Raw genomic sequence first — 23,700 nt, 5'->3', positions numbered from 1 at the left:
GGCGGGCGCCGCGCAAGCTTCGTGTCTGCGCACGGGCATCGTCTATCGTCCATCGTCTATCGTCTATATAGGCAGTTTCACCTATCGCATCTTCAGATTCCGCGCTAACTGCCGTTTCCCCATGGGGGGCGTATGCGACGAGCCTCGTGACGCAGCCGCCTTCGTCAGCCCATTCTCGATGTTATGCAAGCAACGCTTATCCAGCTCTCTGCGACCAAAACGCAACGTGCCGCCGCCGTTATCGCTGCGGCAGTGATGCTGTGCGGCGCCGTCTTGGTCTGGCCGCACGCGCGCGCGCAGGGCGTCGTCGTGCAGCCGTTCATGCCGATCTTCGCGACGTCGGTGGCCATTGCCGAAGGGCTGACGGGATTTTTGTTGTGGACGCAATTTCGCGCATCGGGGCGGCTGATCTTCGTGGCGTTGGCATGCGCCTACGCATTCACGAGTGTGGCGGTGGTGTTTCATCTGCTCGTTTACCCTGGCGTATTTTCAGCGAACGGGCTGCTCGGTGCGGGGCGACAGACGTCCATCTGGATCTGGCTGATCTGGCGCGCAGGCTACGCGCTGCTGGCAGCGCTCGCGCTGGCGCTGAAGGCCCGTCCACCGATCGAAGGCCGCACGAAACGTCGCATTCGCGGAAGCTTGATGATTGCGGGCTCTATCGGGCTTTCCATTGCGCTTTGTTCCGCTGCGGTCGCCGGGCGAAACCTGCTGCCGGACCTCGTTTCGACGGCATCGGCGTATCACCATTTATCCGCGCACCCCGCTCTGCTAACGGTCGCGGCGATCTGCTTTGCTTCGTTCTGCGCCCACGTGTTGGTCACGCGTTTGCGGACGTTGGTGGACGTGTGGCTCGCAGTGGCGCTTCTTGCGGGATTCATCGACGTCGCATTGACGCTCGGCGCAGGCGCACGTTACAGCGTAGGCTGGTACGCCGCGCGCATTGCCGCGATGGTGTCGGCCAATGCAGTGCTCGGCATGCTCATGTCCGAGACGAGTCGCACCTATCAGAGGCTGGCGGACGCGCACCGCGCGCTTCAAGAGCTATCCGTGCGCGACGGGCTGACAGGCGTCTTCAACCGCGCCTATTTCGATGAACGCTACCCGCGCGAGTTTATGCTCGCAATCAAAGCGGACTATCCACTCGCCGTGCTGCTCGTCGATGTCGACCACTTCAAGGACTACAACGACGCGCTCGGGCATTTGGCCGGCGATGAATGTCTGCGACGTATCGCGCACACGCTCAGCGCATCGCTGTCGCGCCCAAACGACTTTGTCGCGCGCTATGGCGGAGAGGAATTCGTCGTCGTGCTTCCCTCCTGCGATCCCGCCGCCGGTATGGTCATGGCGGAGCGCTTGAGGCAAGCAATCGCCGACATGGCACTGCCGGGCCCAGTGACGGGCGGGCCCTGTGTGACGGTGTCGATCGGCCACGCTTCGAGCCGGTTTCACGCCGAAGCGCCGCCGGCGACGCTGTTGGCCGCTGCGGATAGCGCCCTATACAAAGCGAAAGCCCACGGGCGCAATCGGGTGGAAGACGAACCTGGCCCGCAACCGACAGCAGCCGCTTACCCCCGGCACGCGATGTCCCACCCATAAGGCAAATTCGGTTCTGCCTTTCAGCTTGCGCCGACCCTCGCCTTCAGCAGCGCGTATTTTTCCCGCGACGTATCCGCCATTGCGGCTTCGCGACTCGAAGGCGTGTCGTCGTAAGGAATAGGCTCGGCGAACTGGCTCACCGTGAGATCCCACTTTCTGCCGTCGATCAGATTGTAGAAATGCGTACCGCCCGATGTCCGCGTGCAAAGAATGTCGCCGCCGAATAGATCATGCACGACGAGCGCGGTCACGCTGCAATGATTCTGCGCCGGATTCGTGGGCGACCAAGCGTTGGTGGGGCTCGACGTATCGGCCGACCATACCTGCGAGATCGCCTTATAGAGGTCGAGCGGTGTCGCGAAGGTCTTCGGTAGCGCGCATTGCTGATCTTCCTGATTCATGACGGACGTCCTGTTTTTCCGATCAAACGAAATTGAGAGCGATCCCGCCCAGCGGGCCGTAATCGACGTGAAACGTGTCGCCCGCGCGCGCGGGAATCGGTGCGGTGAACGAGCCGCATAATATCAAGTCGTTGGGGTTCAGAACCTCGTCGTACGCAACAATTTTGTTCGCAAGCCAAGCAACGCCTGTCGCCGGATGATTAAGCACTGCGGCGGCCAGCCCGCTTTCCTCGACGACGCCGTTCTTGTAGAGCAGCGCGCCCACCCAACGCAAGTCGACATCCATGGGACGCACAGGCCGCCCGCCCGTGACAACCGCCGCATTCGCTGCGAAATCGGAGATCGTGTCGAATACTTTGCGCGGCGCCTTGGTCTCGCGATCGAACTGTTCGATCCGGGCATCGATGATTTCGACGGCCGGAGTCACGTAAGCGGTCGCATCGAGTACGTCGAATAGCGTGACGCCCGGGCCTTTCAACGGCTTGCTCAGAATGAACGCCAACTCGACTTCCACCCGCGGCGCGATAAAGCGATCGATCGGAATGTCCCGGCCGGCTTCGAGGAACATGCTGTCGAGCAACGGCGCATAGTCGGGCTCGTCGATCTGAGACGCACGCTGCATCGCGCGCGACGTCAAACCAATTTTGCGGCCTTTGATGACGTGGCCCTCAGCCAGTTTCAGCTTGACCCACTCGCGCTGGATCGCATAGCCGTCCGCAATCGTCATCTGCGGATAAGCGGCCGAAAAATGGCGCAGTTGCGTGCGGGTCTTTTCGGCATGATCGAGCTTGGCTGCCAACTCTCGAATTGTCGTCTCGTCCAGCATGATGAGCTTTCTCGTTCTCGTCGTGCGTACGCGTGTCGACGCGTCGCCCTTTTGCACATAAACGCATTAACCCATCAACCCTTCAACCGTGCGTGCAGGTTGTTGTGCTTCCAACTACCGGCCTCGCTGAACTCGTTGATTTCCAGCGAAAGCGCAAGCCCCTGCCGTTCGAATGCTTCGGCGAAGTGCGCCTTCATGACATCGAACAGCGCATCGCCTGTGGCCTGTCGAACGGCTGGCGAACGCCCCGCAGCGATCTTCAGATTCCCATGCAGGAACGCGGCGTCGATTACACCGTCGGCGATACAGTAGATCTCGCAACGCAACGCCCGGACACGAATGCCGCCCACGGGATACACCGAGCGGTCGCCGTCCTTTTGCTCCTGCAGACACCGTGCGAGCTTGCGACAAAGCATCGCCATGCTGTCGTCATCGGCAAGGCCATCGCTATATTCGAGCGTCAGATGTGGCATGTGCGCATCCTTTCGGCAAATTACAACGGCAATGGACTGACAGGGAAAATGGCGTTGATCTGCCCCGTTCCCGAGCTGCCGAAATAGGGCGTGACGACTTCGGCTTCGCCCTCGTATCGATCCCAACCGAGCGCGCCCAGCAGCATGGCCGTGTCATGCATGCCGCCCTCGCCCCAACATTTCTCGTTATACATCGGCAGCATCGCGCAAAAGGTCTTCCAGTCGCCTTTTTCCCATAGCGCGACGACCGTACGATCGACCTGCTCCAAAAACGGATCCCATACCTTGTGCATGAACTGCTCGGCCATGCCGTTATTGGCGAAGTGATGACTGAGCGAACCGCTTGCCAGGATCGCCACGGTGCCGTCGTAACGGTCCTCGATCGCCTTGCGCACGGCCAGACCGAAACGCGCGCTCGTCTGAAGGTCGTGCCACATGCACCAGGCCGACACCGATACTGTCTTGAAGTGTTGATCCGTATTCATGTAACGCATCGGCACGAGCGTGCCGTATTCGAGGTCGAGCGATGTCGCGCTGTGCGCACGCGTTTTGACGCCCATCTCGTTCGCCACGTCGGCAATCAGCTCCCCGAGCCCGACATTGCCCGGATACGCGTAGTGCATGTTGTTGATGAAATGCGGCAGCTCGTTACTCGTGTAAATGCCTTCGAATTTCGGTGCGCAATTGATGTGGTATTCGCTGTTGACGAGCCAATGCACATCGAACACGACGATCGTATCGACGCCGAGCGCTCGGCACCGTCTGCCGATTTCATGGTGTCCGTCGATCGCCGCCTGACGGCAGCCCTTATGCGGGCCATCGAGCTCCGACAAATACAACGACGGCACATGTGTGACCTTGGCGGCCAGTGCGAGCTTGCCCATCGCGGTCTCCTCAGGTTGCGCTCAGTCTGCAGAGAGTTAAGTAACACCACCGGCTGCGCATCAAACGCCCCAGCGTGGAATGTGATGCGAACCGAGCGACACACAGACGTTCTTCGGCTCGAGAAACACCTCGTAGCTCCACGTCCCGCCCTCTCTGCCAACGCCCGAGGCCTTCGTTCCTCCGAACGGCTGACGCAGATCGCGCACGTTCTGGCTATTGACGAAGCACATGCCAGCTTCGATTGCAGCCGCCACGCGATGCGCGCGGCCCGCATTCTCCGTCCAGACGTAGCTCGACAAACCGTATGCGATGTCATTGGCGAGACGGATCGCCTGTGCCTCGTCGTCGAACGGGATCAAGCACGCGACGGGGCCGAAGATTTCTTCCTGGGCGATACGCATCCGGTTATCGACATCGACGAATACAGCGGGCGCCACGAAATTGCCTTGATTCATGGCCTCGGGCACCGATGTCGAACCGATGCCTCCGCAGGCGAGCGTCGCGCCCTCCTTCGGGCCCAATTCGAGGTAGCTGCGCACCTTCGCCAAATGCGCCCGGCTGATCATGGGGCCAATGACGGTGCGTTCGTCGAGCGGATCGCCTACGGTCAGCCGCTGCGCCCGCTCGACAAAGCGCTGTGCGAACGTCGCATAGATCGCTTTCTGCACGAAGATGCGCGAGCCCGCCGTGCATCGCTCGCCATTGTTCGAAAAGATCATGAAGATGGCCGCGTCGAGCGCGCGCTCGAAATCGGCGTCGTCGAAAATCACAAACGGTGACTTGCCGCCGAGCTCCATCGAAAATTTCTTGAGTCCGGCCGCCTGGACGATGCGGTTCCCCGTGACAGTGGATCCCGTGAACGACACGGCGCGCACGTCCGGATGGGCAACGAGCGGTTCGCCCGCGTCCTTGCCATAACCGTGGACCACGTTGAGAACGCCAGCCGGGATACCTGCTTCGAGCGCGAGTTGACCGAGCATCGACGCCGTCAGCGGAGAAAGTTCGCTCATCTTCAAAACGGCCGTGTTGCCGAACGCCAGGCAAGGCGCCACCTTCCAGGTCGCCGTCATAAACGGCACGTTCCAAGGCGAAATGAGCGCACAGACGCCGACCGGATGGAACAACGTGTAGTTCAGATGCGATTGCGTCGGGTACGTGTGACCGTCGACGCGTGTACACATCTCGGCAAAATACGTAAAGTTGTCGGCCGCGCGCGGCACAAGCTGGTTGCGCGTTTGCGAAATCGTCTGCCCGGTGTCGCGCGTTTCGATGTCGGCAAGCTCCGGCACATTCTTCGAGATCAGTTCCCCGAGTTTGCGCAGGAGGTTGGCCCGCTCAACGGCCGGCCTCGCGGCCCAAGCTGGAAATGCGTCCTTGGCGGCGCGCACAGCCGCGTCCACTTCCTGCGCCGTTCCGCTCGCCACCTCGGCCAGCACTTCCTGCGTAGCCGGATTGACCGTTTCGAAGTAGTGGCGGGCGGCCGTCGGTTTGCCGTTGATCAGATGTTCGATTCGCATAGCAGTCCTAAATGATCAAACGCGGTTGAAGTCCGCGTCGGATCCGATCACGTTGAGAAGGCGGCCAAGCCCATCGATCTCGCAAGCCACTTCGTCGCCGACATCGACGTTGACGACGCCCTCCGGCGTGCCCGTCAAGATGACATCGCCGGGTCCAAGCGTCATGAAGCTGCTCAGGTACTCGATCAATGAAGGGATGTCGGTGACCAGATCGCGCGTGTTGCCATGCTGACGTAAAGCGCCGTTAACGTAGGTACGCAGCTCCAGCTGAGTGACGTCGGGGATATCCGCAGCGTCGACGAACCACGGGCCCAACACGGTGCCGCCGTCGCGATTCTTCACGCGTAGATTGGGGCGGTAGTAGTTCTCCAGATAATCGCGAACCGCATAGTCGTTAGCGATCATGTAGCCCGAGACATACTGCATCGCCTCGTCGCGCTTCACCGCTTTCGCAGGGCGGCCGATGACGACAGCCAGTTCACACTCGTAGTGCATGAATGTCACATCGGATGGCCGGCGGGTGACACCTCGATGGCCCAGCACCGAGCCCGGTCCTTTCAAAAAAACAAGCGGCTCCTCTTGCTTCGAAAACTGCAATTCCCTCGCGTGCGCGGCATAGTTCAGGCCGAGCGCAAAGATCGTACATGGTTCGATCGGCGCGAGCCACACGACCTCGTCCTCGCCACGAATGCGGCCGTCTGCGAGCTGGACGCCCCGCTCGTGCGGGTAGGCTTCGTGAATCGCTCCGGCAAAGGCGACGCGGCCGCGCATCATGGAGCACTCCGTTCGGCGATCGTCGAGAACCCGAGCGGCGGCCAATCGGCGATCGCAATGCGCACGTCGACGCCTGCCGGCGCGAGAGGCGCGCCGTGCGGCACACCGAGTGTCAGCACATCGCCACAAGATAGCGTCATGAACTCGGTGACCTCGGCGATAAGGCGTCCGACGCCTCTGATCGAGGTCGAAGTGTGCGCCTCGAAGGTGGGCTTCCCCTCCACATCGATCACGATGCCAAGCGCATCTGGATCGGGAACATGCCGGCTCGCCACAACGGCCGGACCGATCACGCAAAACCCGTCACGCGCCCGAAACCGCACCGACGGCCGATACAGGCTCTCGTGCGGAACGCTCAGATCCGCGACGATCGTGTAGCCCGCGACGAACTGCAGCGCGGCATCGGCGGGAACGCGCGACGCCGTGCGACCGATGACAATGCCGAGTGAGCCCCCCACCTGTATGCCAGGCACGCCTTCGAGCACCATGACGCGCGCGCGATGGCCCACGTGCGTGTTTCGCGGCTTGACGTAAAGCACGGGCGCATTCGGGGGCGCCTTGTACGGTGGCGCGTGAACGGCATCACCGAGGGCCGATAGTGCGCCCGCGTCGTTCAGCAACACGCCATAGACCGCAGCGCTCACGGGCGGGCGACACGCCACCCCGCGTGCAAGCAGCGCTCGCAGCGACTGCGCGTCGACATCGCGTGCAAGCGGCTCGTCGAGCAGGTGAATCAGATGATCGGCTGGAGCATACATCCGCGGTGGCCTTCGTTGTTCACTCACATGTTAGTATTATTCGGCTCACTGCGATCCGCCGTCAACGATCCGCTGGTTGGCCGCGGGTTTTCCCCAGGGCGCCACGCCCGGCAGTGCTTCTTCGATCTCTATGTTTATGGTCGCCAAGACGAAACAAGCCGTATCGCATCGCAACCTGCCGATGCTGTTGCTTAGAGCGCGTGAAAAAATGATGGAGCGGTTCCGGCCGCTTCTTTCTGCGCACGGGCTGACCGAGCAGCAATGGCGCATCATGCGTGCGCTTCACGAGCGCGGGCCGCTGGAGCCGCGCCAGCTCTCCGATCTCTGCACGATTTCGAGCCCGAGCATGGCCGGTGTGCTCGCCCGCATGGAGGCAACCGATCTCGTGACGAAAGAACGCTTCGCCGAGGACCAGCGACGCGTCCTCGTCTCGCTGACGGCGACCAGCCTCGAGCTCGTGGAAGCACTGATCGGCGAAGTGGAGGCTCGATATGCCGAGCTCGAATCGCAGATGGGGCGACAGGTCGTCGAGCGCGTTTATCGTGCGGTCGATGCGTTGCTCGAGGGGTTGGAGCGCACCTGACTGCTCCGTATCGCCGATTATCCAACGAACTGTACCGGTACTGTTACGGACACTACACGTACACTCCATCAAACCGATCAACTGACGATGGATCCGCCGCCATGCTCGCAGCCCTTCCTTACGCCGCGCTCTCCGCCGCCATGACTTTCGCGCTGGTGATGTCAATCACACCCGGGCCGAACAATACGATGCTGCTGGCGTCGGGCGTGAATTTCGGCTTTCGCCGCACGGTGCCGCACATGCTCGGCATCACCTGCGGCTGCATGATCATGATGATGGCGATCGCGTTGGGGCTCGGCCAGATTTTCACGAAAGTGCCGGCGTTGTATCCGGTCATGGAAGCGCTCAGCGTGGCTTACCTGCTCTATCTGGCATGGAAGATCGCGGCGTCTGGCGCGCTATCGGTGGGTGACGCCAATGAGCGTCCGATGACGTTCATTCAAGCCGCAGCGTTTCAGTGGGTCAATCCCAAGGCATGGATGATGGTGATCACCGGCGCAACCGCGTTTCACGTCAGCGATAATCTGCTGCTCAACGCATTCTCGCTGGCTATTGCCTTCTCCATCGTCAATTTGCCGAGCATTTCAGTGTGGGCCGCATTTGGTCTCGCCGTGAGGCGATTCCTCTCGGGCCCGACCGCCTTGCGCGCGTTCAACTGGACCATGGCCGCATTGTTGATCGCGTCGATCGCGCCGATGTTCCGACACGGGTTGTCGTAAGCGGGAGCGGTGCGCGCCACGGTCGCGGCGATCGTCAGCCCCCCGCACTCATCGTGTGGAAAAGCTCTTCCTCCTGAGCGCAGTGCAATCGTACGATCGCCTCCAACCCATAGAGCAGACGCTGAGCCTCGCGCAACTGCACGAGATCGGGGCCGTCGGCCGGCAGGTTCGAGGCCAGTTGCCTGAGCAGCCGCGCCGTTCTGAATATCTCGCGGTGGGCGCTGCTCATTGCCGCAAGCGGGTCGTCGCCACCGAGCAGCGACGCGAGGCGGGGATAGACGTCGGCATCGTCGCTGCGCTCATGCGGAATCAAATGACGATCAAGCGATTCGTTGACATCGGACAGCGCCGCTGCGACTCGCGCGGCCGACAGCTGGGGCAGGCCGTCGGCCAGCGTTCTGATTTGCGTGAGCACCGGCGCCAGCGCCTCATGTTCCGCTTTGAGCCGCCGCACGTCGGCCTGTGGCAATTCGCTTGCTGCAACCAACGAGCGAACCCGCGAAGCCCGCAGCGCATTGACGATGACGACCACGTCGATGACTTCCTGCAGCAGCGCGCCCGCTATCGGCGGCAGCATGCCAAACGCTGCGACGATCATCGCCGCGATGGTGAGCGCCATGCCGACCACTACGCTCTGCACCGCAATGCGGCGCGCGTGCCGCGCGATACGGATGGCGTCCACCAGCCGGTCCAGGCGGTCCACGAGCAATACGGCGTCCGCAGCCTCGGATGCAGCGCCCGCACCGCGCGCGCCCATCGCAACCCCCACGTCCGCCGCGGCCAGCGCCGGCGCATCGTTGACGCCGTCGCCGACCATCAGCACGATGCCGTCGGCCCGCGCCGCTTCGATAGCGCGAAGCTTGTCGGCCGGCGTCTGCTCGGCACAGACCTGCGTGACACCCAGTAATGCACCCACCGTTTCGGCGATATCGCGCCTGTCGCCGGTCAGCATCACAAGCCGCTTGATGCCTTCGCGTTTGAGCAGACGCAATGCTCTCGGTGTCTCCAATCGCAGCTGATCGGCCATGCGGACGGCGCCGACCATATTCGCGTCGACGGCGACGAACACGGCCGCGCCGCCTTCGTAACCGATGTTGCGCAAGAGGCGCTCGCTCCACGGCGCCACCGCCGCGTGCGTGCAAACATAGGCGAAGCTGCCGATCGCGACGCGGCGGCCATCGACAGTGCCGACCAAACCCGCACCCGCGGTTTCCGCAATATCCGACGGCATGGACAAACTGAGGTTTCGCTCCCGTGCGGCGATCGTCAAAGCCTCGGAAATGACATGGCCGGACGCCTGGGCCAACGACGCGGCATATCGCAAGACAGTGTCGGAATCCGTCTGCGGTCCGCAGTCGATCGACACGAGACGCGCCCGCCCGCCGGTGAGCGTGCCGGTCTTGTCGAAAAAGAGAATGGATGCCTGCGCGAGCCGCTCCAAGGCGCCGCCGCCTTTGATCAAAATGCCGCGTTTCGCGCATTGGGACATGCCTGAGACGATCGCCACCGGCACAGCGAGGATCAGCGGACACGGCGAGGCCACGACCAGCACCGCCAGCGCTCGCCCGATGTCACCGGCGATGAGCCAACTCGCGCCCGCGAGCGCAAGCGATACGAGCACGAAGAACAGGGCATAGCGATCGGCAAGTCGAGCGGCCGGACTGCGCTCCTGCTGAGCCGCGCGAACCATGCGAACGATGCCCGCGAACGTACTGTCGTCGGAACGTGCGGACGCGACCATCTCGAACGGCGCACCCGCATTCACGGCGCCACTGCAGATGCCTTCTCCCGCCTCCCGCTGCTTGATCTCCGATTCCCCCGTGAGCGTCGATTCGTCCAACTGAGCGGCGCCACTCAGCGCACCATCGACAGGCACGCACGCGCCGCTGCGCACCATCACGCGGTCGCCGGGGCGCACCTGCTCGAGCGGCACGCTGGCCCATTGTCCGTTCTCCCATCGAACGGCCTCACGCGGTGCCCGACTGAGCAGTGCTGTCATCTCGCGTTTTGCACGGTCCTGCGCGTATCGTTCGAGCGCTCGCCCGCTCGCGACCATCAAAGCAATGACGGCCGCCGCGGCGGTTTCGCGAAGGGTCAGCGCGAGGCCGATCGAGAGCAACGCAAGAATGTCGACGCCCGCCCTGCGCTCGAGCAACGCCTTGCCGATCGACAGGGCCAGCGCCAGCAGCACCGGCAAAGCGCCGATGAACCAGACGGCGCGCGCGATCGTGGCGAGGCCCAGCGCAAAGAGCACGGCTCCGGCCGTCAGCGTTGCGGCTGAGATCACCAACAACACGAAGTCGGCGGAAAATCGAAAACGCGACATGGGAAATACGCCCCAAAGCCTTCTGATGCCGATGCTATTGCCCGGTACGAGGACGCGATTTGATCTGAAGCAAGCGCATAGGCTTGACCTTCATCAAACGATGAATCCCGGTTCGGCAACACAATTTCCAGGGAAAAGACCGCCGCCACCTCGGAGGAAAGCATCATGAACGCTTCGCTGTCCCATCCCCAAACGTCGCCCCTTCCCGCCAAAGTGATGATTGCAATCGATGGATCGGCGGCGTCGCAACACGCTGCCGTCTACGCCCGTCATCTCGTCGCGCACGGGGGCACGGTCCGCCTCGTCGGCGTTGCCGAAAATCCGCGTGCGCTCGTGCCCATGGGCTCGCTCGTCGGCGCCGCATTGGAAGCCGCACGAGAGGAGTTGTCACGTGACGCCGAGCAAGCGCTTGCCAATGCTCGGAAGATCTTCGCCGGATCGGATCTGCAGGTGGAAACCGAGGAAATCGATCTATCGAAACACCGTGGCGATGTCGTGCATGCGTTGCTCGACGCCGCCAGAAAATGGGGGGCCGATCTCGTCGTGGCGGGCGCGCACCAGCCCCACGGCTTACTCCGATGGATCGAGGGTACGGTCTCCGAACCGCTGGCACGGCTGTCGCGGTGCCCGACGTTGATCGTGCCCGGCAGCTACTCCATCAAAGCCGATCAATTGCCCCAGCGCATCGTTTTCGCGGTGGACGGGAGCCCCCATGCGACGCAGGCACTGAAGTACGGCATGCGCTTCGCCACGCCGGAGACATCGCTGCTGGCGCTGTATGTCATCGATCGAGCCGTGCGGCTATCCGATCTCGTGCCGATCGATGTGCTCGAGGATGCGTTCATCGAAGAAGGCACCCAGGCCCTGGCCGCGGCGAAGACATTGCTGGCTGAAGTATCGAGCCGATCGAATACGCGACTGGCAAAGACGGCGCACACGAACGACGACATCGCGCACACGATCGTGCGCGAAGCCGCTAACTGGAATGCGGAGCTGATCGTCATGGGCACGCACGGGCGGCGCGGCGTGGCGCGCTGGATGCTCGGCAGTGTCGCCGAACGAGTCGCTCGCCTGGCCCAGACGCCGGTCCTGCTCGTTCATTTCAATCAAGCTGAACAATAGCGAGCCGCCCCCACACGCATCAGGTACGCAACTTGCATCGCTCTCGCGCCAAAACGACAACGCCGAGGGCGAACATGCCGGGTACCACATCGATCGCGGAAGGGCTTCCGTTTCCGCTCGGCGCAAGCTGGAATGGCGCCGGAGTCAACTTCGCTCTGTTCTCGGCGAATGCCACCAAAGTCGAATTGTGTCTGTTCGACGAGCAGGGCCAGCGAGAGCTCGAACGGATTGAATTGCCCGAATTCACCGACGAGGTCTGGCATGTCTACGTGGACGGCCTGCAACCGGGCGCCGTCTACGGGTACCGCGTGCATGGGCCTTACGAGCCCGAAGCCGGCCATCGATTCAATCCTAACAAGCTGCTGCTCGACCCCTACGCGAAAGCACATGTCGGCACGTTGAAGTGGGATCCCGCCATATTCGGATACACGATCGGCGCAGACGGCGACGATCTGACGTTCGACGAACGAGACAGTGCGCCATTCGTGCAGAAGTGCGTCGTCGTCGATCAAAACTTTTCGTGGACGCACCCGATGCGCGTGCGTGTGCCGTGGGATCGCACGATCGTCTACGAATTGCACGTGCGCGGTTACACGAAGCGGCGACCGGACATCGCCCAACGACTGCGCGGCACCTTCGAGGGCCTCGGCCAACAGCAAGTGATCGACCACATCAAGCGGCTGGGCGTCACAGCGATCGAGCTGATGCCGATCCATTCGTTCGTCAACGACAGCTATCTGCTCGATAAGGGCCTCACGAACTACTGGGGCTACAACACGATCGGCTTCTTCGCGGCCGATCCGCGATTCTTTGCGCGCGGCGCGGGTGCGATCGGCGAATTCAAGGAGATGATCGACCGTTATCACGACGCGGGGCTCGAAGTGATTCTCGATGTCGTCTACAACCATACGGCCGAAGGCAACGAGCGCGGTCCGACGCTCTCGTTTCGAGGCATCGACAACGCATCGTATTACCGCCTTCTGCCCGATCAACAGCGCTACTACATCAACGACACGGGTACCGGCAACACGCTGAACCTCTCTCACCCGCGTGTGCTGCAGATGGTGATGGACAGCCTGCGCTATTGGGTCGGCGAGATGAACGTAGACGGCTTCCGGTTCGATCTCGCCACCATTCTCGCGCGCGAGCCCTATGGTTTCGACGAAGGCGGCGGCTTTTTGCACAGTTGTCGGCAGGATCCGGTGCTCTCGAGCGTGAAGCTGATCGCCGAACCCTGGGATTGCGGGCCCGGCGGCTATCAGGTCGGTGGCTTCCCTCCAGGTTGGGCCGAATGGAACGACCGCTTCCGGGATGCCGTGCGCGGGTTTTGGAAAGGCGACGATGGCGCCGCGGCGGAACTGGCCAGTCGCATCACCGGTTCCGGCGACAAGTTCAACCGGCGCGGCCGACGGCCGTGGGCCAGCGTCAACCTCATCACGGCGCACGACGGCTTTACCTTGCACGACCTCGTCTCATACAACGAGAAGCACAACGACGCGAACGGCGAAGACAATAACGACGGTCACAGCGATAACAAGTCGTGGAACTGCGGCGTCGAAGGGCCTACCGACGATGCGCAGGTCATTGCGCTGCGCGAACGACAAAAGCGCAACCTGCTCGCGACGCTGCTATTTTCGCAAGGCACGCCACTGATCGTCGCCGGCGACGAATTCGGCCGCACGCAACAAGGCAACAACAATGCCTATTGTCAGGACAACGAAATAAGCTGGATCGACTGGGCCGGTATCGACGATAACGGGCGTGCCCTGACCGATTTCGTCGTCAAGTTGACGACGCTGCGTCATACGCTACCTGTCTTGCGACGCAATCGGTTCCTGACGGGCCAATTCGACGAACGCCAGCAACTCTCGGAAGTGCGCTGGGTAAGCCCCGTCGGCACCGACCTCACGGAAGAACAGTGGAACGATCCGCAGATGCGCTGTTTCGGCGTGCTGCTCGATGGTCGCGCGCAAACGAGCGGCATCAGGCGGCCCGCCTCCGATGCCACGCTGCTGATCGTGATGAACGCACATCACGATGTCGTCGAATTCAGGCTGCCTGACATCCCCGGCAGCGATCAGTGGAGCTGCCTCATCGATACGAACGTGCCTGTGCGCGACGAATTACCCGAATTCGAATCGGGCGACGTCTACCAGGTCACGGGACGCTCGTTGCTGCTCTTTGCCTTGCACGCCAAAGGCCAGACTCGCCGGATCTTCATGAGTCTCGAGGAGAAATTGACCGAGGACACCGGCTCGAAATGACACGCGGGCGGCGCGGTCGGGGGTGACGACCGGCCGCCGGCGCACACCGGATGGATTACGCCCCGAACGTGCCAGGGCGCGGGTTTATGGGCGGATGATGCGCTTAGTGATACAGCAGAGCGATCAGGATGATGATCGGGATCGGTACACCGAGCAGATAAAGCAGGATCGAACGCATAGTGCCTCCTGGGTCGGTCGTTGGGTCGGTCGTTGGATCAGTCGAAAAAATCCGCCATCGTGTTACGTCACCGCAGCGGACGATCAAACATCGCGCAGGCGGCCGCCGAAGACGGCCATGAAGCTCGCGGCGAATGCCCCCATCAACAGCGAAACGAAGAGCCAGAGCGAAGCGGACACGCCCGCGCGACGCGCGTGGTCCGCCGCCGTTTTAGCCGCGTTCTCGATCGCGCTCACCTTCTGCTGCAGCTGCGAATACGTCGCGCTGACGCGCGCCAACGCTGCTTGCGGCGTGAGGCCCGTATAGCGTGAAACGATCCTCGCTACGTATTCGGTATCGGCGGGCGACAGCGGATCGCCGGTTGCAAGGCTGTTCAGGAAGATGCGGGTCACCTCTCGCTTGGGCGGCGTGTTCATCGGCGCGGGCTCATTCGTCGTGGCCGGCGCTTCGGCCGTGGTCGTCGCCGGCACAGTGGGCGTCGCGACGGGGCTGACCACTGCGCCGCTTGTCGCGTTGGCGGTGGCGTTGGACGATGATGGCGTCGATGACGTCGATACGGGGGTAGGCCCACTGCTCATGACGCTCGCAACAGGCGCCGGCGCCGAGGTTCCCGGCGCCGCGGCAGCCGGATTCGAGAATGCCTGCCCTGTGGCTCCCACCGGCTGGCGGAACAACGAATCTACGTAGTAGCCGATTGGCCAATGATTTTCCGCGGCGGCGGCGTCGCCGCGATCGACGGTCGGCGTCGACGATGCCGCGTTGGCCGCAACCTGTGCCCCCGCGCGGCCGGCCGCGGGCAGCAGCGCGGCGAATACGGCTGCGGTCGCGAGCGTCGCCAGCGCCCAGGTCAAAAAGCCATGCGCCGTGTCGCGGAAGTACACCTCGTCGAGTTCCACCACCGGCCACCGGTGCCTGAGCCGGCCGGCCAGATAGCCGCCCAGCCCCGATGTCAGGATCTGCGTGACGCAAACCCAGAGGATCGCGGCAAACCCAAACGTGGACGCGCTCGCGCTGGCGGAGCGCCAAGGCGATAGCGCGGCGAGCCCAAGACCCGTCCCCAGCGCCAACAGGATGAGCCCGAATGCCGCCGCGGCCACTGCGCCTGCAAATACGGCGCTCCATGAAACGACTCCGGCATGCGGCCACCATTCGGCGCGGCCTTCGGCCAATGCGGTTGTTCTGAGCGGTGCGTTGAGGTCGGCCATGACTTGTCTCCGGGATCCGGTACGGAATAAGCGCCTTAGCTCTACAGCATGCTTCGTACCCGGCAGGGCCCGTTTAGGAGATCCGAGTAGGCGCGGCCTGCCGAAAGTGATACCGTTGCTCGTCGTGCGAACGATCGGACAAATATGTCCGCGCTGCACACACCTCGTCAGAAGCATCAATACCAAGGAGGAGACAATGCAGTCGAAGAAAATCATCAGCGCACTGTTGCGCGGTGTGGCGCTTGCCGCTGCGTTCAGCTTTATCGGAACAAGCGCTCACGCCGAGGATCTGTTGCAAACGGTGCAGTCGAACCACGTGCTGCGCGTGGGCATGGAAGGCACATACCCGCCGTTCAATTCGCGCAATGCCCAAGGCGAACTGGTGGGATTCGATGTGGATGTCGCGAAGGCCGTCGCGGCCAAGCTCGGCGTGAAACCGCAATTCATCACGACCGAATGGAGCGGCATCATCGCGGGATTGCAGGCGGGCAAGTTCGACGTGATCGTAAACCAGGTCACGATCACTCCGCAGCGCAAGGAGATGCTCGACTTCAGTCAGCCCTACACGTACTCGGCGGCGCAGTTGATCCAGCGTGCGGACGATAAGCGGGACTTCAAGTCGCTAGCCGAATTCAAGGGTGACAAGAAACTCGGCGTCACGCTCGGCACGAACTACGATCAAATGGCAAGAGCGGTCCCTGGCATCAACGTCCAGACCTACCCCGGGGCGCCGGAAAAGCTCAGCGATCTTGCATCGGGTCGCATCGACGCCACGCTGGACGACCGGCTCATGCTGCCGTCCATCATCAAGACGTCAAAGCTTCCGCTTCGCACGGGCGAGATCCTGCCGGGCGGCGAACAGCAAATGGGAATACCGTTTCGCAAGGGCAACCCCCAATTTGAAAAAGCGATCAACGATGCATTGACCGCGATGAAACAGGACGGGACGCTTAAAAAGATCTCGATGCATTGGTTCGGTACGGACGTGACGCAACCCGTTGCGCAGTAATTGCGATCTCCTCCCGGGCCGGATCAGAAGATGATTCGGCCCGGGGCGCTCCGCGGCCGAGCCTCCGGCCGCGGCATCACACGCTCCGCCTCGCACGCGACATCCGGTTGCCGTTGTCGCACCCCAACACGTTCGATCGCAACATCGCATGCTCAATGCGATGTCGTGCGTCGTTCCCGTTTAACGTTTGCGCGCGTAATCAATCGACCAAAATCGACTTATTCGGCGCACTTTGCGCCACGCGAAAGCGGATGCACGCGTAATCCGTCCGCCGAAATTCCACTGAGTCACTTCAACCGGGCAATTCCGACACGCTAAATTGGCGGTGCTTCAAAGGCCACATCGGCCCTTTGCGAGCAGTTCTATCCAACGCCATACAGCAAAAGGAATAACAATGCCATTCGAAGTCAACTCTGGATGCCGCCCCTTTCACGAGGCAGGCGAATTTAGCCAACTGAAGGCCTACTACGAGGAGGATCGCCGCACGATGTGGATGATGTTGCGCTCCGCACCGCGCCCTTGCTTCAACCAGCAGTTGGTCACGGACATCATCCGGCTGGCCCGTGTGGCCCGCGAATCGGGACTGCGCTTCGATTTCTGGGTGACCGGATCGCTCGTCCCCGAAATCTTCAACATTGGGGGCGATCTCAGTTTCTTTGTCGACGTCATCCGCAAGGGCGAACGCGATCGCCTCATGGCCTATGCGCGCTCATGCATCGACGGCGTGTGGGAAATCTACAATGGCTTCGGCACAGACGCGATAAGTATCGCAATGGTCGAGGGTAGCGCATTAGGCGGCGGCTTTGAAGCCGCACTTGCACACCATTACGTGCTGGCGCAAAAAGGAGCCAAAATGGGATTTCCCGAAATCGCATTCAATCTTTTTCCGGGAATGGGCGGGTATTCGCTCGTTGCACGCAAATCGACCATGCGCGTCGCCGAAACGCTGATCAGCACCGGCGAATCGCGCTTCGCGGAATGGCATGCCGAGCAAGGGCTTGTCGATGAAGTGTTCGAGCCCGGCGATGCCATGATGGCGACGAGGACGTTCATCGACGTGATGCGTCCGATGCTCAACGGCACGCGCGCGATGCTGCGCGCGCGCCAGCGCGTGCTACCGCTTTCGCGCGCCGAACTCATGGAGATCACCGAGGATTGGGTACACGCCGCCTTTATGCTCGAAGAGAAAGACATCGCTTTCATGGAACGCCTGGTCATCTTGCAAAACAGGCGTGTCTCCAAGCTCAAGGCCGTGCCCTGAGCGATGGCCCCGCGTGGCTATCGCCAACCCGCGGCGAAGCTCAGGCAATCAGCCTGAGCTTCTTCTTATCGGCAAGCCAGGCCTCGAAGGTATCGGCCGCCATCGGCCTGGCATAGAAAAAGCCCTGCGCGTAGTCCACTCCGATGTCCTTCAGGAACTGAACCTCGCGCTCCGTTTCGACGCCTTCGGCCACGATCGTGAAGCCGAAGGCGCGCGCGAGACTCAGGACCGATCGCACGAGCGACTGCGCCTGGAAGTTCTGATCGATTCCCGTGATGAAGCTGCGATCGAGCTTGATCACGTCGATCGGCAGTCGCGTGAGTTGCGACAACGATGAATACCCCGTACCGAAATCGTCCAGCAGAATGCGCGCGCCCAACTGTTTGAACTGCCGCATCAGTTCCACGGCGGCCTTTTCATCTTCGATGAAGCAGCTTTCGGTCAATTCGATATCGATCAACGTCCGCGTGGAGTGACTTCGCTCGACGAGTTCGCGCAGCTGATTGACGATCTCCGCGTCGCGCAACTGACGCGCGGATACGTTGATCGAAATGCGGATGTCGAGCCCGTTTTCGCGCCAATGCTCCGCCTGGGAGACCGCCTCTTGCATCAGCCAGCGGCCGATCGGAACGATGAGGCCGGACTCTTCCGTAAAGCGAATGAACTCGCCCGGAGGAACGAGCCCGCGGCTCGTCGACTGCCAGCGAAGCAACGCTTCGACGCTATGGAGGCGCCCCGTGCAAAGATTGATCAACGGCTGGTAGTGAAGCACGAACTGCTTTTCCTCTATCGCCCGGCGAAGTTCGGTATCGAGCCAGATGCACTTGGCCACCTTTTGATTCATCTCGGGCGAGAACACGCGATACGTATGCTTGCCCGCTTCCTTGGCCGCGTACATCGCCGTATCCGCGTGCGAAATCAACGCCTCGAGTGTCTCGCCATGCTGCGGATAGACGGCGATACCGATCGAGCAACTGGTGTACGCATCCATCAGATCCAGGTGGATAGGCGCGCGCAGGCGATCGATGATCGTTTCGGCAAGTGTCTCGAGCAGCGCCTGCGTGCAGGGGTCCACCAGAATCAGGAACTCATCGCCGCCGAGCCGGGCGACGGTCGCGCCCTCCGGCAGGCAGTCGCTGACGATTTCGGACACGCGCTTGATCAGGCGGTCACCGTTGACGTGCCCGAAGTGATCGTTGACGCGCTTGAAGTTGTCGAGATCCAGAAACACAACGCCCAGCACGTGCGACCGATCGTCGCTCGCCGCCTCCAGCGCCGACTCGATCGTCGCGTTGATCGCGTAGCGGTTCATGAGCCCGGTCAAAACGTCTTTCGAGGCGAGTTCCTGCAAGCGCTTATGCGCATCGCGCTCGGCCGTAATGTCCGTTCCCGAGCAAATGATGAATACTTCATCGACCCCGCTACCGCTACGCACGAACTTGTTGCGAAACTGGTACAGCCTCGGGCCGTCGATCGTATTGATGATGCGTTCGACCTCGAACGAATGCCCGCTTGCAAAAAACTGGGCGATATTGGTGCGCGACTGCTCGCCCTGGTCCGGGCTCATGAACATGTCGAACGCGCTTTTGCCGATGACATCGACTTCGCGCGTGCCCGTGACTTCTTCGCACATCCGATTGAAACGTTGAACGATGCCGTTGCGATCGAGAATAACGACGAGCGAATTGACTTCCGATACGACCTGCTCGGCCGAAGCGAGTCCGCTCGTTAGCGCTGCCGCAACCGACGACGTATCGTTATGGTCCGATGCCGTGCCGGCCCAGTCGGTCAGATTGATCTTTTTGCCGACGAGGTGAAGGTTCACCGCGTGCCCGAATAGCGTCACATCGAGCTGCAGGTGCGAGGTGACGCCCGTCAGGCTGCGAATCGCTTCCGCCTGTGCCGCGGTAAGCGCCACGCTGACATTGGTCAGGCCGCGCACGGCGGCAAGTTCGAGTGCGTTGCTGTCGCTGCCGAGCCGCCAACAGGGGCTTTTCGTTCCGAGAAGGACTTCCAATATCGCGCAGTCATTTTCGTCAAACATAGCTGGCCCCGTTGGTCAATCGCGTAATTTCACTGCCGACACGCAACGCTCCATCGAGCAAGTTGCATTCCATGAAGAACCCGTTTTATGCACCACAATTGCGCTTCGAATCATGTCAATTTCTTCGATCCATTGCCTTACGCAAGACGGCTGATTGTCGCGCACTCCCCATTCGGGCGAATCTCTCCCAACTCCCGATAATACATATAACGGCGATATGGCGACGTTTTCGCCGCATACATTGCTGCATCGGCCTTCGCCAATAATTCGGCGGCATTGGCGCCGTCGATCGGAAATTCGCTGACGCCCATACTCGCGCCCACGCTCATACGATGCGAATCAAACCCGATCGGCTCGTCCATGGCCGCCTGGACGCGATGCGCGCAAGCGTGGACATCTTCGGGCGATCGAACGCGACGAACGAGGATGACGAACTCGTCTCCACCCAGGCGCCCCACCACGTCGTCACGGGGCAGCACTTCGCGCAGCCGCTGCGCCACGACCTCCAGCGTACGATCTCCGGCCGAGTGCCCGAACTGATCGTTGATCTGTTTGAAGCCGTCGAGATCGACGAAGATCACGGCCAGCCTCTCGTCTGCGTGCGACGCCTGCCGAATCGATGCCTCCAGTTGCTCCATGAATCGCATTCGATTCGGCAGGCCCGTCAACGTATCGTGCGCGGCCAGGTGGGTCAGCTCCTGTTGCTTCGCATGAAGCGTCTTCATCTGCGAGCGAATCTCGCGACACATGCACTCGAAGCAGCGCGCGAGGACACCGATTTCGTCGGAACGGGAAACGGGAAGATGCTCGCGGTCCGTGTCGTCGCACACGTGCGTCGCCGCATCGGCCAGCACGCGCAGCGGGCCGGTCAATGCGCGCGCGAAAAGAATCCCGAATACGATCGCGCAGGCACTCCAAATCAACACCATGCGTACGATCTGGTGACCCAGCGCGTGCGCGGACGCGAGCACAGTCGTAAGCGAGCGCCCCAGACCGAGCACGATGGCGCGATTGCCGTCGACCGTGCCGAACGGCGAGCGCACGACCGCAAAGGCCTGCGTCGGCGCCCCCGCGTGACCCGGTTGTGACGCGCCGTTGAAGGTCACCTGAGTGAGGGCGCCGTCGAACAGTGCACGGGTGGCCGGAAAGCTCGCCTGCATCAACTCACGCCGCCCGCGTTCGAATCCGAAGGTGAGACGCGTATCGGGGTGCATCAGGAAGTCGCCCCACTCGTTCGCAAGATAGATCTGGTAGCCGCTTTGCAAATCATTGTCGAGCCGGTGAAAGACGCGAGCCAGGTCGACATCGATGACGATCACGCCGACCTTCTCCCCGCTTGCATCGACAACCGGCGCGCCGATCCTCATGGTTGGGAGGCTGGCGTCCATGGGCGCACCGGTTTGGGGCGTGAGGCCGATCGGCGAGAGATAGACATGCCCCGGCATCGTCGAAAGCGTATTGAAGACATACGGAAACTGGCCCTTCTCGCGAAGCCCGCTTTCGGGCGCGACGACAAGGCCCTGCGCCTGACGCTCGACGCGTACCCGTTCGAGCCCGTGATCGGCGCGTGTGATGAGGCGGATCTTCAGATACTCGCGGTGATGCGCCATGAATCGCAAAAACACCTGCGCTGTTCCCGGGTGCCGACCGCCCGCTGCATCCTTGGCGCGGGCAGCGTCGACCGATGACGGCAAAGTCGCCAGCACCAACGCGTCGTCGGCCACATCGCCGAGCGCGGCCGTGAAGCGCTGGCTGAGCAACTGCGTCGACGTGAGCAGGCTGCGCTCCGCTTCCTGCATCAGCATCACGCGATTGGCGCGATACGCGTAATAGCCGGTGGCGCCCGACGCTCCGACGCCGATGCAAACGAGCAGGATCGATAGCTTGGCAGTGAGCCCGAGCCTGATCGCCTTCATTTCGGGAAACTCCCGAGCCGCTCGCCCGCTTCGATACGTTGCCAGAGCGCTTCACGTTGCCCGATGCTTTCGACACGCTGGAGCCAGACGAGCCGCCGGCTGGGCTCCACTTCATCGTTGGAAGCCGGCGTCACGGTATTTGCGAGCCCCTCGCGCTGCGTAAGCTGCGCGCCGATCGTGGGCTCCAACATGTAGTTGATCCAGTAGTAGGCCAACTCGCGATTGCCTACGCCTTGCGTAATCGCCCAGCAATCGAGCCATGCCAGTGCGCCCTCGTCTGGAATCACGTATCCGACGTCGACGCCGGCCCGGCGCAGCAGCTCGACCTGTTGCGTACCGTAGTTGCCGAACATCAACGCCGCGTGATGCTGCACGAACAGCGCCGTTGCTTCCTCCGGCAGCGTGTAATACGTCAGAAGATTGCGTCGCAGCGCAACGAGCTCGCGCGCGACCGTCCGCATCTGGGCCGGGTTGAGCTGAAACGGATCGCGATAGCCAAGCGCGAGTGCAGTGAACGAAAAGTTGTGCTGCGCGCTATTGAAGTCGAGCACCTTGCCGCGGTAGCGCGGATCCCATAGGGCGCGCATCGAATGCGGCGCGACCGCCACCTGCCTGCGATCGTAGATGAGACCCATCGACGAATAGGTGAACGGCATCGCGAACGTATTGCCGCCATCGACAAGCCCGCCGATCGCTTCCAGCTTCCGAAACGCCGCACGCTGCAGACGGTGGTTCGGAATCGCCGATGGATCGAGCGGCATCAGCAAGCCGGCATGCGCATAACGTTCGATTTCGGCAGTATTGGCGGCCAATACGTCGTACGGGGGCGGCACGGCGCTATGCATGCGGGCCCATAACGCTTCATCGGAATCGACGAATGTGACTTCGACCTTGGCATGAAAGCGCTTTTCGAAGGCGCTGACCCAATCGTCATCGGCATAGCCGGGCCACGCAAGCACGCGCAGCACCGCGTTATGCGGAGAGCCTGGATCCGCGAGCGTGCGCGTCCACGAGCACGAAAGGAGGAACAGCAGGATCGCCAAAGGCGTGACGAGGCTGCCGCCGCGAAAGCCGGCAAGCCATCCCCGTATGTTTCGGAGAACGACCATAATGATGTCGCCTCACGTGTGACACATTTTTGAAGTCTTGTCGTATCGCATGTCGGCTCGCCATGCCTTACGAAGTTTCGTGGGCATCGATCCGCCGAGTGACATGCACGCGCCAATATGCCAGTTCCCCGCTAACCACGCAATACGGCTCGCTCGTATCCGTGCGGCGCATTCGACAACGCCAGCGACTGCCATGCATTACGGCATGACATGGACATCCGGTAGCTCATCGCGGCCTGAGGCGTTCGCCGGGTAATGCCGTGCGAGGTGCTGCGCAACGGCTCGAATGCCTTCTATTGCACCGTCACGGTAGGCGCCACGCCGAAATGCCGCTTCCATCGCGTGGCAGATGGCCTGCCATTCGTCTGCGCCCACCCTCGCATTCACGCCTCGATCGGCCACGATTTCAACGGCGTGGTCCGCCAGCAATACGTAAATCAGCACGCCATTGTTGTGCTCGGTGTCCCATATGCGAAGTTGCGAAAACACCTCGATCGCTCGCTCCCCCGGCGACTGGTCCCGGAATAACGCAGCGCTATCCAGTGCGCCTTCGATGACGAAGCAGATTTCGCCGACAAGCCCGGCATTACATGTCTGCACGGCTTCTTCGATGGCGTACAGGTCCGCTCGGTTAAATGCGCGGTCCACGCGCCACCGGGTGGTCAGCCAGTGCTTGACGATACGTGTGGGCTTCATCTTCACCACCTCCCCGAAGCGCCGCCGCCGCTCAC

Annotated in this window: 20 protein-coding genes; 7 read left to right on the top strand and 13 right to left on the bottom strand. The window is 61.9% G+C overall.

Going from position 1 to position 23,700, the window contains the following annotated elements:
• Positions 1-183: 183 nt before the first annotated feature.
• Positions 184-1,599: a sensor domain-containing diguanylate cyclase gene (locus C0Z19_RS00100; RefSeq protein ID WP_102607775.1), complete on the top strand. Its 1,416-nt coding sequence runs from the start codon at positions 184-186 to the stop codon at positions 1,597-1,599.
• 20 nt (positions 1,600-1,619) lie between these two features.
• Here the strand turns inward: C0Z19_RS00100 and C0Z19_RS00095 are convergent, their stop codons facing one another.
• The 7 genes from C0Z19_RS00095 to C0Z19_RS00065 form a co-directional block, all read right to left on the bottom strand.
• The gene (locus tag C0Z19_RS00095; RefSeq protein ID WP_175083974.1) at positions 1,620-2,000 is read right to left on the bottom strand and encodes a YunG family protein; all 381 of its coding nucleotides are present in this window, start codon (positions 1,998-2,000) and stop codon (positions 1,620-1,622) included.
• Between the two features lie 22 nt (positions 2,001-2,022).
• Entirely contained in the window at positions 2,023-2,826 is an 804-nt protein-coding gene (gene hpaH, locus C0Z19_RS00090) for a 2-oxo-hept-4-ene-1,7-dioate hydratase (protein ID WP_102608132.1), read from the bottom strand.
• 74 nt (positions 2,827-2,900) lie between these two features.
• Complete coding sequence (locus C0Z19_RS00085) at positions 2,901-3,299, bottom strand: 5-carboxymethyl-2-hydroxymuconate Delta-isomerase (RefSeq protein ID WP_102607774.1); 399 nt, start codon at positions 3,297-3,299, stop codon at positions 2,901-2,903.
• Between the two features lie 20 nt (positions 3,300-3,319).
• On the bottom strand, positions 3,320-4,183 hold the full coding sequence (gene hpaD, locus C0Z19_RS00080) for a 3,4-dihydroxyphenylacetate 2,3-dioxygenase (protein ID WP_102607773.1): 864 nt from the start codon (positions 4,181-4,183) through the stop codon (positions 3,320-3,322).
• Positions 4,184-4,243: 60 nt separating this feature from the next.
• Positions 4,244-5,701 carry a 5-carboxymethyl-2-hydroxymuconate semialdehyde dehydrogenase gene (hpaE, locus tag C0Z19_RS00075; RefSeq protein ID WP_102607772.1) on the bottom strand — a complete coding sequence of 486 codons (1,458 nt, stop codon included), beginning with the start codon at positions 5,699-5,701 and terminating at the stop codon, positions 4,244-4,246.
• A 15-nt stretch (positions 5,702-5,716) separates the two neighbouring features.
• A complete protein-coding gene (locus C0Z19_RS00070; RefSeq protein WP_102607771.1) occupies positions 5,717-6,475 on the bottom strand; it encodes a fumarylacetoacetate hydrolase family protein in 759 nt (252 codons plus the stop codon).
• Positions 6,472-7,233 (bottom strand): fumarylacetoacetate hydrolase family protein, encoded by a 762-nt coding sequence (locus C0Z19_RS00065; RefSeq protein WP_102607770.1) that lies wholly within the window; start codon positions 7,231-7,233, stop codon positions 6,472-6,474. The genes C0Z19_RS00070 and C0Z19_RS00065 overlap by 4 nt, the downstream gene beginning before the upstream one ends.
• A gap of 181 nt (positions 7,234-7,414) precedes the next feature.
• Between C0Z19_RS00065 and hpaR the strand changes: the two genes are divergently transcribed.
• Both hpaR and C0Z19_RS00055 read left to right on the top strand, forming a co-directional pair.
• Positions 7,415-7,816, top strand: coding sequence for a homoprotocatechuate degradation operon regulator HpaR (gene hpaR, locus C0Z19_RS00060; protein ID WP_102608131.1), 402 nt, complete (start codon positions 7,415-7,417; stop codon positions 7,814-7,816).
• Positions 7,817-7,917: 101 nt separating this feature from the next.
• Complete coding sequence (locus C0Z19_RS00055; RefSeq protein WP_102607769.1) at positions 7,918-8,535, top strand: LysE family translocator; 618 nt, start codon at positions 7,918-7,920, stop codon at positions 8,533-8,535.
• A 34-nt stretch (positions 8,536-8,569) separates the two neighbouring features.
• On the opposite strand, the gene C0Z19_RS00050 is transcribed toward C0Z19_RS00055, so the two are convergent.
• A complete protein-coding gene (locus C0Z19_RS00050) occupies positions 8,570-10,861 on the bottom strand; it encodes a heavy metal translocating P-type ATPase (protein ID WP_102607768.1) in 2,292 nt (763 codons plus the stop codon).
• Positions 10,862-11,026: 165 nt separating this feature from the next.
• Between C0Z19_RS00050 and C0Z19_RS00045 the strand changes: the two genes are divergently transcribed.
• Positions 11,027-11,983 (top strand): universal stress protein, encoded by a 957-nt coding sequence (locus C0Z19_RS00045; RefSeq protein ID WP_102607767.1) that lies wholly within the window; start codon positions 11,027-11,029, stop codon positions 11,981-11,983.
• Between the two features lie 74 nt (positions 11,984-12,057).
• Positions 12,058-14,247, top strand: coding sequence for a glycogen debranching protein GlgX (gene glgX / locus C0Z19_RS00040; protein WP_102607766.1), 2,190 nt, complete (start codon positions 12,058-12,060; stop codon positions 14,245-14,247).
• 261 nt (positions 14,248-14,508) lie between these two features.
• Here the strand turns inward: glgX and C0Z19_RS00035 are convergent, their stop codons facing one another.
• Complete coding sequence (locus C0Z19_RS00035) at positions 14,509-15,630, bottom strand: hypothetical protein (protein WP_102607765.1); 1,122 nt, start codon at positions 15,628-15,630, stop codon at positions 14,509-14,511.
• A 196-nt stretch (positions 15,631-15,826) separates the two neighbouring features.
• Here C0Z19_RS00035 and C0Z19_RS00030 point away from each other — a divergent pair, with 196 nt between their 5' ends.
• Positions 15,827-16,639 carry a transporter substrate-binding domain-containing protein gene (locus C0Z19_RS00030; protein WP_102607764.1) on the top strand — a complete coding sequence of 271 codons (813 nt, stop codon included), beginning with the start codon at positions 15,827-15,829 and terminating at the stop codon, positions 16,637-16,639.
• Positions 16,640-17,033: 394 nt separating this feature from the next.
• Complete coding sequence (locus C0Z19_RS00025; RefSeq protein WP_102607763.1) at positions 17,034-17,900, top strand: crotonase/enoyl-CoA hydratase family protein; 867 nt, start codon at positions 17,034-17,036, stop codon at positions 17,898-17,900.
• A 40-nt stretch (positions 17,901-17,940) separates the two neighbouring features.
• On the opposite strand, the gene pdeR is transcribed toward C0Z19_RS00025, so the two are convergent.
• From pdeR to C0Z19_RS00005, 4 genes are all read right to left on the bottom strand, one after another.
• On the bottom strand, positions 17,941-19,944 hold the full coding sequence (gene pdeR / locus C0Z19_RS00020; protein ID WP_102607762.1) for a cyclic di-GMP phosphodiesterase: 2,004 nt from the start codon (positions 19,942-19,944) through the stop codon (positions 17,941-17,943).
• 137 nt (positions 19,945-20,081) lie between these two features.
• The gene (locus C0Z19_RS00015) at positions 20,082-21,860 is read right to left on the bottom strand and encodes a GGDEF domain-containing protein (RefSeq protein ID WP_102607761.1); all 1,779 of its coding nucleotides are present in this window, start codon (positions 21,858-21,860) and stop codon (positions 20,082-20,084) included.
• On the bottom strand, positions 21,857-22,969 hold the full coding sequence (locus tag C0Z19_RS00010) for an extracellular solute-binding protein (RefSeq protein ID WP_102607760.1): 1,113 nt from the start codon (positions 22,967-22,969) through the stop codon (positions 21,857-21,859). The genes C0Z19_RS00015 and C0Z19_RS00010 overlap by 4 nt, the downstream gene beginning before the upstream one ends.
• Before the next feature lie 198 nt (positions 22,970-23,167).
• Positions 23,168-23,665: a TPM domain-containing protein gene (locus C0Z19_RS00005; RefSeq protein WP_102608130.1), complete on the bottom strand. Its 498-nt coding sequence runs from the start codon at positions 23,663-23,665 to the stop codon at positions 23,168-23,170.
• Between the last annotated feature and the right edge of the window lie 35 nt (positions 23,666-23,700).

Origin of the sequence: Trinickia soli (assembly GCF_002879855.1) — a bacterium.
GTDB classification, from domain to species: domain Bacteria; phylum Pseudomonadota; class Gammaproteobacteria; order Burkholderiales; family Burkholderiaceae; genus Trinickia; species Trinickia soli.
The sequence above is the reverse complement of the archived record's forward strand: the minus strand, read 5'-3'. Positions and strand labels throughout refer to the sequence as shown.

What these genes read in the sequence shown, in the direction of transcription:
- glgX (WP_102607766.1), top strand. Translation starts at nt 12,058, where the DNA reads ATGCCGGGTACCACATCGATCGCGGAAGGGCTTCCGTTTCCGCTCGGC.
- pdeR (WP_102607762.1), bottom strand. Translation starts at nt 19,944, where the DNA reads ATGTTTGACGAAAATGACTGCGCGATATTGGAAGTCCTTCTCGGAACG.
- C0Z19_RS00050 (WP_102607768.1), bottom strand. Translation starts at nt 10,861, where the DNA reads ATGTCGCGTTTTCGATTTTCCGCCGACTTCGTGTTGTTGGTGATCTCA.
- C0Z19_RS00095 (WP_175083974.1), bottom strand. Translation starts at nt 2,000, where the DNA reads ATGAATCAGGAAGATCAGCAATGCGCGCTACCGAAGACCTTCGCGACA.
- hpaH (WP_102608132.1), bottom strand. Translation starts at nt 2,826, where the DNA reads ATGCTGGACGAGACGACAATTCGAGAGTTGGCAGCCAAGCTCGATCAT.
- C0Z19_RS00030 (WP_102607764.1), top strand. Translation starts at nt 15,827, where the DNA reads ATGCAGTCGAAGAAAATCATCAGCGCACTGTTGCGCGGTGTGGCGCTT.
- hpaE (WP_102607772.1), bottom strand. Translation starts at nt 5,701, where the DNA reads ATGCGAATCGAACATCTGATCAACGGCAAACCGACGGCCGCCCGCCAC.
- C0Z19_RS00025 (WP_102607763.1), top strand. Translation starts at nt 17,034, where the DNA reads ATGCCATTCGAAGTCAACTCTGGATGCCGCCCCTTTCACGAGGCAGGC.
- hpaR (WP_102608131.1), top strand. Translation starts at nt 7,415, where the DNA reads ATGCTGTTGCTTAGAGCGCGTGAAAAAATGATGGAGCGGTTCCGGCCG.
- C0Z19_RS00065 (WP_102607770.1), bottom strand. Translation starts at nt 7,233, where the DNA reads ATGTATGCTCCAGCCGATCATCTGATTCACCTGCTCGACGAGCCGCTT.
- hpaD (WP_102607773.1), bottom strand. Translation starts at nt 4,183, where the DNA reads ATGGGCAAGCTCGCACTGGCCGCCAAGGTCACACATGTGCCGTCGTTG.
- C0Z19_RS00010 (WP_102607760.1), bottom strand. Translation starts at nt 22,969, where the DNA reads ATGGTCGTTCTCCGAAACATACGGGGATGGCTTGCCGGCTTTCGCGGC.
- C0Z19_RS00035 (WP_102607765.1), bottom strand. Translation starts at nt 15,630, where the DNA reads ATGGCCGACCTCAACGCACCGCTCAGAACAACCGCATTGGCCGAAGGC.
- C0Z19_RS00005 (WP_102608130.1), bottom strand. Translation starts at nt 23,665, where the DNA reads ATGAAGCCCACACGTATCGTCAAGCACTGGCTGACCACCCGGTGGCGC.
- C0Z19_RS00070 (WP_102607771.1), bottom strand. Translation starts at nt 6,475, where the DNA reads ATGATGCGCGGCCGCGTCGCCTTTGCCGGAGCGATTCACGAAGCCTAC.
- C0Z19_RS00085 (WP_102607774.1), bottom strand. Translation starts at nt 3,299, where the DNA reads ATGCCACATCTGACGCTCGAATATAGCGATGGCCTTGCCGATGACGAC.
- C0Z19_RS00015 (WP_102607761.1), bottom strand. Translation starts at nt 21,860, where the DNA reads ATGAAGGCGATCAGGCTCGGGCTCACTGCCAAGCTATCGATCCTGCTC.
- C0Z19_RS00045 (WP_102607767.1), top strand. Translation starts at nt 11,027, where the DNA reads ATGAACGCTTCGCTGTCCCATCCCCAAACGTCGCCCCTTCCCGCCAAA.
- C0Z19_RS00055 (WP_102607769.1), top strand. Translation starts at nt 7,918, where the DNA reads ATGCTCGCAGCCCTTCCTTACGCCGCGCTCTCCGCCGCCATGACTTTC.
- C0Z19_RS00100 (WP_102607775.1), top strand. Translation starts at nt 184, where the DNA reads ATGCAAGCAACGCTTATCCAGCTCTCTGCGACCAAAACGCAACGTGCC.